This is a genomic window from Bacillus sp. JJ1773 (genome assembly GCF_036962035.1).
GTDB lineage: Bacteria > Bacillota > Bacilli > Bacillales > Cytobacillaceae > Cytobacillus.
This window is the reverse complement of the sequence record NZ_JBALNX010000014.1, coordinates 24,429-31,052: the sequence shown is the minus strand read 5'-3', so window position 1 is coordinate 31,052 and position 6,624 is coordinate 24,429. Positions and strand designations below refer to the sequence as shown.

Genomic DNA, 6,624 nt, shown 5'->3' with positions numbered 1-6,624 from the left:
TTTTGTCGACCTCGAGGTCACAAGCTTGTCTAGTTTCGGCTCCTAGGGACTCGAGACATAAGCCAATCCCTTCCAGAAGGCAAAGTACGCCTTCCTGCAGGGCTCGTCTTATGCTTTTCGTCCCTGATCAGTCGCCTACACTTTTCGATCAATCCTCCCAGAAAGGTAAAAGACAACCTTTCCGAGAGGCTTGTCTTGTGCTTGTCGGGGGTGACCACAAAGGAAAGCTTCTGCGAATGAACATCGCAGGGACAATTGTCCTTTGATTGTTCCGAAGGCGCTTTCGCATTTGTTCTTTAATCATAATCATGCTACACTAACTTCAAAAACGAAGCGGCGTGACATAAATGAAAAAACGGAATCGGAAAAAACTAAACGATAAAGTTCTCCTTTTTCCTGATCTGGAAAAGAGACTTTTGGAAAAAGGACTTGAAAGCCTTCAGCAAAAAAGGTTCCGTGAGGCGATTAATTTTCTTGAAGAGGCTTTAGTATTAGAACAAGAAAATAATGATATACATATTGGGCTCGTTCTTGCTTATTTTGAGTCCGGCCAATTGACGAAAGCAAAGGAATTGGCAAATAGTATGCTCCAAAAGGGCATAGGAGATTATATTCAAATTATTGACCTCTATTTAATGATTCTCGTGCAATTACATCAGTACGATGATATTGTAAAGACGATTGAAATATTAATAGAAGAAAAAGAAATACCAGCAGATAAAATGGAGCATTTTACACGTATGCTCCAATTTAGCAAAAGAATGGCTGAATCATCTCCCAATATTCATTCAGATGATCCTATTCAGGATGAACCTTTGGATGTGGAAATAGATCTTTTTTCATTAAAAGATCAGCACGAGCAAATCCAAATGGCTACAATGCTAACAAATAGAAACTTAAAGCCTTATATTAATCAAATAAAGGCTTATCTAGAGTCAAGTGAAGGACAGCCATTCTTTAAAACAATGCTATTAAATGTTTTAATTGAACATGAGTATGAAAAAGAGGTTAATGTGCAAAAACTCGGGGAATGGATGATAGTAAGACCTTCAAATCTCCAAGGTGCTCAGCATAATAGTCAGATGGATGAATTGCTAAACATCGTAGCCGAGCAGCTTGAACATGAAGACCCTATTCTCTTTGAACATATCAAAAGTTTGATAGAGCGCCATTTATTTATTCTATATCCTTTTCTGCTTAAGCCCTTTAGTGAAAATGTTTGGGGAGCTGCCTATCATCATCTTGCAGCGGAGTATCAAGGACTCCATTATTCTATAAAGGATCTCGCTTTAAGATACAAAGTTATGGAGAAAGAGATAGGTCAAGCAAGGGCATTTTTAAAGAAAATAGAAGAAATTTCATCCCCAAATTATTAGCTTCATTGTTGAAAGCTAGGGTCTGTATGTTATAATATAATGGTTGTATATGTAAATGGTATTTATTATGTAAAAAAATGATAATGCTTGGGAATCGAGCTGTATCAATACCAATTCGTTACGAATGAAATGATAATAGATTGTTGGAGGGAAATAATTATATGTCTGCTAAATTTGAAAAGCTAGAAGGGAACGTTGGAGTTCTTACAATTGAAGTAGATGCAGAAAAGGTAAACGAAGGTTTAGACGCTGCATTTAAAAAAGTCGTTAAACAAATTAATGTACCAGGCTTCCGTAAAGGAAAAATGCCGCGCGGAATGTTTGAAAAGCGTTTCGGTGTTGAATCACTTTACCAAGATGCAGTTGATTTTCTTCTACCTGAAGCATATGCAGGTGCAATCGAAGAAACTGGAATTGAGCCAGTAGATCGCCCAGAAATCGATGTAGAACAAATCGAAAAAGGCAAGAGCTTAATTTTCACAGCAAAAGTAACTTTAAAGCCTGAAGTAAAGCTTGGCGAATATAAAGGGCTTGAAGTAGAAAAATTCGATACAGAAGTAACTGAAGAAGACGTAAATAACGAGCTTAAATCTATGCAAGAAAGACAAGCTGAGCTTGTCGTGAAAGAAGAAGGCAAAGCTGAAACAGGCGACACAGTTGTAATGGACTTCGAAGGATTTGTTGACGGAGAAGCATTTGAAGGTGGAAAAGCTGAAAACTATTCTCTTGAGCTTGGTTCAGGTCAATTTATTCCTGGATTTGAAGATCAATTAGTTGGCACTGCAACTGGCGAATCTAAGGATGTTGAAGTATCATTCCCTGAAGAGTACCATGCTGCTGAATTAGCTGGCAAGCCTGCTGTGTTTAAAGTAACTGTTCATGAAATCAAAACAAAAGAACTTCCTGCTTTAGATGATGAGTTCGCTAAAGATGCAGACGAGGAAGTTGAATCTTTAGACGCTCTTAAAGAAAAAGTAAAAACACGCTTAGTAGATAGCAAGAAGCATGAAGCTGAGCACTTTGTTCAAGATACTGTAGTAGAAAAAGCTACAAAAAATGCTGAAATCGACCTTCCATCTGTAATGGTTGATACAGAAATCGACCGCATGATGAATGAATTTGAACAACGTCTTCAAATGCAAGGAATGAACCTTGATCTTTACTTCCAATTCTCTGGTCAAGATAAAGATGCATTAAGCGCTCAAATGAAAGAAGAAGCAGAAAATCGCGTACGTGTAAACTTAACACTTGAGGCAATTGCGAAAGCAGAGAACATTGAAGTAACAGACGAAGAAGTAACTGCTGAGCTTAGCAAAATGGCTGAAATGTACAACATGTCAGTTGAAAGCATTGAAAAAGCTCTTGGAAGTTTAGATAGTCTTAAGACTGACCTTCAAATTAAAAAAGCAGTTGAGTTCTTAGTAGAAAACAGCAAAACTGTTTAATTATAAGCACACCTACAAATAAGAAAACATAATGAACAAGGCGCGATTTATTCGTGCCTTGTTTTATACAATGGACAAATAATAAACATACAGAACGTCTTTTTATTACCTACATATGAAGGATTTGGATAAATTCTTTCGATTTAAATTAATCAATAATGGTTAAGCTTAGTTTATTAGGAATATAATTTTAACATAAGTAAAATGTGAATCCTCTTTGCAAACAAAGATACATAATAGAACATATCTGACTCATAAGTGTTTTCATTTCCTGTCCATTGTGAAAATATGTTACAATGCAATACATAACAAAAAATTGATTGTAAAGAAAAGGTTTAAAATACTAACGGTTTGCATAAGATTCGCGGAAATAATAACGAATGGATGTTTTTTTAAGGGGTGAAGGATTTGTTTAAATTTAGTGATGAAAAAGGACAATTAAAATGTTCTTTCTGTGGAAAAACGCAGGATCAAGTGCGAAAACTTGTTGCCGGTCCAGGTGTATATATATGTGATGAGTGTATAGAGCTCTGCACCGAAATCGTTGAAGAAGAGCTTGGAACCGAAGAGGAAGTTGAGTTTAAAGATGTCCCGAAACCAGCTGAAATCCGTGACATTCTCGATGAATACGTAATTGGACAGGATCAGGCGAAAAAATCATTATCAGTAGCTGTATATAATCATTACAAGCGTATTAATTCCAATAGTAAAATCGATGATGTGGAGCTTTTCAAAAGTAACATTTGTATGATTGGACCAACGGGAAGCGGAAAAACCTTATTAGCACAAACGTTAGCTCGCATTTTAAATGTGCCGTTTGCTATTGCAGATGCTACTTCTCTAACAGAAGCAGGCTATGTAGGTGAAGATGTTGAAAATATTTTATTAAAGCTTATTCAATCAGCAGACTATGATGTGGAGAAAGCAGAAAAAGGCATTATTTATATTGATGAAATCGACAAGGTAGCCCGTAAATCAGAAAATCCTTCAATAACTAGAGATGTTTCTGGTGAAGGGGTTCAGCAAGCATTATTAAAAATTCTAGAGGGGACTGTGGCAAGCGTTCCGCCTCAAGGTGGCCGTAAACACCCTCATCAGGAATTCATTCAAATTGACACAACGAATATTTTATTTATTTGTGGAGGTGCCTTTGACGGCATCGAACAAATTATTAAGCGCCGTTTAGGTCAAAAGGTTATTGGCTTTGGTTCTACTACAAAGGATACCGAGGTAGATCAAAAAGAACTTCTAACTAAAGTTCTTCCAGAGGATCTTCTGAAATTTGGTTTAATCCCAGAATTTATTGGCCGTCTTCCAGTCATTGCAAGTCTTGGCTTGCTAGATGAAGAAGCATTAATTGAAATTCTGACTAAACCAAAAAATGCATTAGTAAAGCAATATCAAAAGATGCTCGAGCTTGACGATGTAGAGCTTGAATTTGAAGATGAGGCACTAGTGGAAATTGCGAAGAAAGCAATTGAGCGCAAAACAGGAGCCCGCGGCCTTCGTTCTATTATTGAAGGAATTATGCTGGATGTTATGTTTGACCTTCCTTCGCGTGATGATATTAAAAAATGTATCATTACAAAGGAAACGATTACAGAAAATACATCACCAAAGCTCATTCTTGAAGATGGAACGATTGTTAAAGAAGAAAGAACTTCTGCATAACAAGCTGCAGAGGATACAAGAAGAGTAAACTTTTCTCTTCAAATACTATAAGCCAAACCCTTTAGGGTTTGGCTTTTTTGCTTGGATATTAGGGACATTTGCAAGCCGTATAATACAAAATCCCCCCAGCTTTTTACAGCAAAATCTTGTTTATTCCAACTCAGTCAGGGAGATACTAGCATATATCACCGAGAACTAGATTGCAGGAGGGAAAAGTATGAGTTGGACGGGGATCGCCTTATTTATTCAATTGTTTTTTGGAATTGTGATTGGTCTTTATTTCTGGAATTTGCTTAAAAATCAACGAACACAGAAAGTATCAATTGATAGAGAATCAAGAAAAGAAATGGACCAATTGAAAAAGATGAGATCCATCTCTTTAACTGAGCCTTTAGCAGAAAAAGTTCGCCCATCAAGCTTTGCAGACATAGTAGGTCAAGAGGATGGAATAAAATCGTTAAAAGCAGCCTTATGCAGCCCAAACCCGCAGCATGTGATCATCTACGGACCTCCAGGGGTAGGAAAAACAGCCGCAGCAAGATTAGTTTTAGAAGAAGCGAAAAAGACGGCAAAATCCCCTTTTAAACTTTCATCTGTCTTTATCGAATTGGATGCCACTACAGCCCGATTTGATGAAAGAGGGATTGCAGACCCGCTGATCGGGTCGGTTCACGACCCTATTTATCAAGGTGCAGGAGCCATGGGACAAGCTGGCATACCTCAGCCGAAACAAGGGGCTGTCACAAATGCACATGGCGGCGTCCTATTTATTGATGAAATCGGGGAGCTTCATCCTATCCAAATGAATAAGCTTTTAAAAGTGCTAGAGGATCGGAAAGTATTCTTGGAAAGCGCCTATTATAATGAGGAGAATACCCAAATTCCAAACCACATCCATGATATTTTTAAAAATGGGCTTCCAGCTGATTTTCGATTAATTGGAGCGACTACAAGAACCCCAAGTGAAATTCCTCCGGCCATTCGGTCCAGATGTATGGAGGTATTTTTCCGGGAGCTGGCTGAAGAGGAAATCGCTGATGTCGGCAGAAGAGCAGCAGAAAAAGTTAATCTGGCCATTAGTGAAAATGGATTAATGATTCTTGCTTCTTACGCACGGAACGGCCGTGAAGTAGTCAATATGATCCAAATTGCAGCAGGGCTTGCCATTACAGAAGATCGAAATTACATAAAAGATGAAGACATCGAATGGGTCATTCAATCGAGTCAGCTAACACCAAGAATGGAAAGAAAAATAAACACCCGTTCTGAAGTGGGATTAGTGAATGGTCTAGCTGTATATGGCCCAAACTCAGGCGCCCTTCTTGAAATTGAGGTTACCATTATTCCAGCTAAAGATAAGGGCAGTATAAATATTACAGGTATTGTTGAAGAGGAAAGTATTGGCGGACAAGGAAAATCCATTCGCAGAAAAAGTATGGCAAGAGGATCCGTTGAAAATGTAATAACCGTTCTTCGCTCGATGGGAGTTCCAGCAAGCGACTATGATATCCATGTTAATTTTCCAGGCGGTGTTCCAATAGATGGCCCATCCGCAGGTATTGCGATGGCTACCGGGATTTATTCAGCCATTTACAAGTATCCTATTGACCATACAGTTGCCATGACAGGAGAAATAAGTATTCATGGGCATGTTAAACCAGTTGGCGGTGTTTATCCGAAGGTAAAGGCAGCGAAAAAGGCTGGGGCCCAAACCGTTATTATTCCAAAAGAAAATATGCAATCCATACTAAAAGAAATAACCGGAATCAAAATTGTTCCAGTAAGCCATTTGAATGAAGTTTTTGAAATAGCCTTATTGAAGAACTTTCACCTGGAACAATCCATCACTGCTTCAATCGAATTGGCAAAAAAAGAAAGCATCTAGATGGTCAACTTCGGCTAATTGTTCCCAGCATGAAAGCCGAAGTTTTCTTTATGTCGAGAAGACGGATATAGGTTGACGCGTCCATCCAGCTCCGTTGGACGGACACTTTGGTCCAAGTTGACGCATGAAATGTCCATCCAGCCCCGCTGAACGGACACTTTGACCCAAGCTGACGTGTGAAAAGTCCATCCAACCCTGTTGGACGGACACTTTGACCCAAGCTGAATCGTGAAAAGTCCATCCAACC

The 6,624-nt window shown here is 38.5% G+C and carries 5 protein-coding genes; all 5 read left to right on the top strand.

All coding sequences use genetic code 11. The annotated features are described in order from the left end of the window. The coding region (locus tag V7127_RS03640) for a hypothetical protein (protein ID WP_335483608.1) at positions 1–266 on the top strand (266 nt) is incomplete at its 5' end. A gap of 81 nt (positions 267–347) precedes the next feature. Further along, positions 348–1,376, top strand: a complete 1,029-nt coding sequence (locus V7127_RS03635) for a tetratricopeptide repeat protein (protein WP_335483606.1) — start codon at positions 348–350, stop codon at positions 1,374–1,376. A 161-nt stretch (positions 1,377–1,537) separates the two neighbouring features. Further along, the gene (tig, locus tag V7127_RS03630) at positions 1,538–2,821 is read left to right on the top strand and encodes a trigger factor (RefSeq protein WP_335483604.1); all 1,284 of its coding nucleotides are present in this window, start codon (positions 1,538–1,540) and stop codon (positions 2,819–2,821) included. A gap of 408 nt (positions 2,822–3,229) precedes the next feature. Beyond that, entirely contained in the window at positions 3,230–4,492 is a 1,263-nt protein-coding gene (gene clpX, locus V7127_RS03625) for an ATP-dependent protease ATP-binding subunit ClpX (protein ID WP_335483602.1), read from the top strand. Positions 4,493–4,709: 217 nt separating this feature from the next. Then, on the top strand, positions 4,710–6,377 hold the full coding sequence (lonB, locus tag V7127_RS03620; RefSeq protein ID WP_335483600.1) for an ATP-dependent protease LonB: 1,668 nt from the start codon (positions 4,710–4,712) through the stop codon (positions 6,375–6,377). Positions 6,378–6,624 lie beyond the last annotated feature (247 nt).

What these genes read in the sequence shown, in the direction of transcription:
- V7127_RS03635 (WP_335483606.1), top strand. Translation starts at nt 348, where the DNA reads ATGAAAAAACGGAATCGGAAAAAACTAAACGATAAAGTTCTCCTTTTT.
- tig (WP_335483604.1), top strand. Translation starts at nt 1,538, where the DNA reads ATGTCTGCTAAATTTGAAAAGCTAGAAGGGAACGTTGGAGTTCTTACA.
- lonB (WP_335483600.1), top strand. Translation starts at nt 4,710, where the DNA reads ATGAGTTGGACGGGGATCGCCTTATTTATTCAATTGTTTTTTGGAATT.